3 protein-coding genes are annotated in these 2,924 nt (G+C 58.9%); all 3 read left to right on the top strand.

The features are described 5' to 3' along the window. Positions 1–585: BREX system ATP-binding domain-containing protein (locus ACUVTA_RS09290; protein ID WP_445952657.1), on the top strand; the 585-nt coding region annotated here is incomplete at its 5' end. Between the two features lie 108 nt (positions 586–693). Further along, on the top strand, positions 694–1,902 hold the full coding sequence (locus ACUVTA_RS09295; RefSeq protein ID WP_445952658.1) for a BREX system ATP-binding domain-containing protein: 1,209 nt from the start codon (positions 694–696) through the stop codon (positions 1,900–1,902). 404 nt (positions 1,903–2,306) lie between these two features. Then, the gene (locus tag ACUVTA_RS09300) at positions 2,307–2,903 is read left to right on the top strand and encodes a ComEA family DNA-binding protein (RefSeq protein ID WP_445952659.1); all 597 of its coding nucleotides are present in this window, start codon (positions 2,307–2,309) and stop codon (positions 2,901–2,903) included. Positions 2,904–2,924 lie beyond the last annotated feature (21 nt).

Here is a 2,924-nt window from a genome sequence, read left to right on the forward strand (position 1 = left end):
GTTCAGGAGCGGCTTGAGCGCGACCTTTTCCGCAACCGTTTCATTAACCGCAGTTTTGCTACCGTAATCTTACAGCTTGCGGCGGACTTCCTCGGCGCAAGGGATAAGAGGCTGACCGGTGCGGATAAAGAAATCCTTTACGCCTGGCTACGCGGTGAAGAGGTGCTCCTGCGCGACATCCGGCGCTTCCACGTTTTTACGCGGGTTGACCGGTATAATGCGCGCCTAATGCTCCGGTCACTGGTAGAACTCGCGCGCCTCGGCGGGCGGACGGGTTTGTTCGTAGCGGTTGACGGGTTGGAGGTGTTGTTGGCGAAAAAAGAGACGGGCCGGCCACTCTATAGCAAAGCAGCCCGCGATGAGTTTTACGAGAGTGTGCGCCAGTTGATTGACGGGATTGACACCCTTTCCTTTTTAATGGTGATGCTGGGCTTCCGGCGGGAGCTGGCTGAAGACGAATACAAGGGGCTCCACTCCTATGAGGCCCTTTGGCTCCGGATTCAACACGAGGTAAAGGGGAACAGGGTCAATCTCTTCCGGGACTTCTTGGATTTAGACGCGGTGGCGGCGGGAGCAGCTTTTTAGCACGGAAAGGCCAGCTGCGCACTGGTTACCCCGGTCTGCTGTATATTAACGTCGACCGGCGAACAGAGAACGGAGAACCTGTTTTTTAGCGAAAGGTGGAACTTTGCGATGCGCGACTTCGAAGCGGTAAGGATAATCGAAGCGTTGCGCTCCGGCATCTCTTCGCGGCACCTCGCGGCGCTCTTTTCTTACGGTCGGGAGGCGCTTTTGGAAACGGTGCAGCGCGATCTCGATGATTTGGCCGCCCAGGGCGGCGCCCGCGCGGTTGTTTTACGGGGCAGTTATGGTGAGGGGAAGACCCATTTCCTCAACACCGTCTTCAACCTGGCCCAGCAGCGGAACTTCGCCGTCAGCTTTGTGGTCCTCAGTAAAGAGACGCCTTTTAGCCGTCTCGACCGGGTCTATCCTAAGGTTGCTTGCGAAACCTACCTGCCGGAGGAAAACGAAGCCGGTCTGGAAGCGCTGCTGCGCGATATCCGTCCGGACAGTGAAGTGGCCGCGGAACTGCTTGCTTTCGCGCAGGAGAAGCTGCACCCGAAGATCGCCTGCGTCCTTGAGAACTACTTTCAAGCCCCAGAATCCTACCACGTGCACCTCCTGTGCCGGGATCTTATGGGCGACTGGCTGCCGCTGCCCGAGCTCAAATCATTGCACCGGTTTAATTTTGGCCGCCCGGTTAAAATCGAAAAATTCACGCCGCGGCTTCACGCGTGGGATTATTTCCGGCTGCTGGCGCACCTCATCCGTACCCGGGGCTTCGCCGGCTGGGTAATCCTTTTCGACGAGTTTGAACTTATCGGTACGCTTGGCCTCGCGGCGCGCGGCGAGGCCTACTGTAATCTGGGCCGCTTCCTTTTGCCGGATCCGAACACAGGCCTTGAGGCGACCTATACTATTTTCAGCATTTTTTCCGGCTTCTGGTCGGTTAGGCTTCTCACCGAGCGGCGCCCGGATCCCGATGAGGTGCCGGCCCGGCTGCTGGCGAAAGGTGAACCCCGGAAGGCGGAGGTGGTGCGGCGGGTTTTGAATACGCTTTTGCTGAAGCCGTTGAATCTCGAACCGCTTATAACTGCAGAGGTCCGGCGGATACTCGCGAAGGTGGTGGAGCTGCACGCCCGCGCCTACGGGTGGGAACCGGCAGTTGACCTCGACCACCTGATAGAGATCACGAAACACGACCGCCTGCGGACCAAGATCCGCTATACGCTGGAGTATCTCGACCTGAAATACCTCTACCGGGAAGAACCTGAGGTCCGGGCGGGAGCTCTTGCTGAGGTGTCTCTGGACGAGGTGGCGGCGGACGAAGAGAGATCGTGAGTCCCGGGACGGCAAGATTCGGGGCCTACATCCGGATGGCTGCGGGGTAACCGATAACCGATTCCGGGTTAAACTTGCAGGGTTAAGTAGAGTTTTTGCTTCCGTACAGAGCCGCGAACGCTATCAAGCAGTTTAAGAGGGAGATCGCTACCGGGCCGGGGGATTTCGCCCAGGTAGTTAAAGAAAATGAGGTTGGGAAGAGGAAACCCTGAAAGCTAGGTAGCTTTCGGCGATACTATTCGGCGGGGCCGGGGTACGAAAGACGCTTCTGGGGTTACCCTTCACCCGACGGCGAGCTTTTTGTCAGTTTCCGGGAAGGATTTGCCCGTTACCCCGCGAAAAAAGAAGATTGAACTTTGCGTGCTCCTGGTGGCGGACGCGCAGGATTTGGGGGGTCAAGGGCGGTGGAATTCGGGCGCCGCGAACAACTCATCCTACTCCTTATCGCGGTAGCGGTGGCGTTCGGTTTCGGGGCTAAGTACGCGCTTAACCGCCAGCGGGTGGTTGAGGCGCCCGCGGTAGTGACCGAGAAACCCGCCGCAATCTGGGTCCACGTTGCGGGGGCAGTTTACCACGCGGGCGTTTACCGGCTAACGCAGGGGAGCCGCGTTCTCGATGCGGTGCGCCGGGCAGTGCCCCGTCCCGATGCGGATGTGGATGCGCTAAATTTAGCCCAGCCGCTTGAAGACGGGCAAAAGGTGGTTGTTCCGGCCAGGATTCCCGTTTCGGAGCAGCTTCCTGCAGGTACCGGTAATCCCTTCGCTGGGCCTGTAACGCACGATAGCTCCAGTGGCGGCGTTGCGGGCGGCAGGATCAATATCAACACTGCGGATACCGCCGCCCTTGAAACCCTTCCGGGTGTTGGCCCGGCGCTTGCCCAGCGGATAGTTACGTACCGGCAGACTCACGGCCCCTTCACCACGGTGGAGGATCTCCTCAACGTCCCCGGGGTCGGCGAGAAAAAACTCGCTCAGCTGAAGGAGTATGTCACTATTCACTAGCGCCGCAGCCGCGCAATTTTC

The organism is Thermodesulfitimonas sp., from assembly GCF_052743955.1.

Excerpts from the sequence above, each read along its gene's own strand:
- ACUVTA_RS09295 (WP_445952658.1), top strand. The coding sequence starts at position 694 with ATGCGCGACTTCGAAGCGGTAAGGATAATCGAAGCGTTGCGCTCCGGC.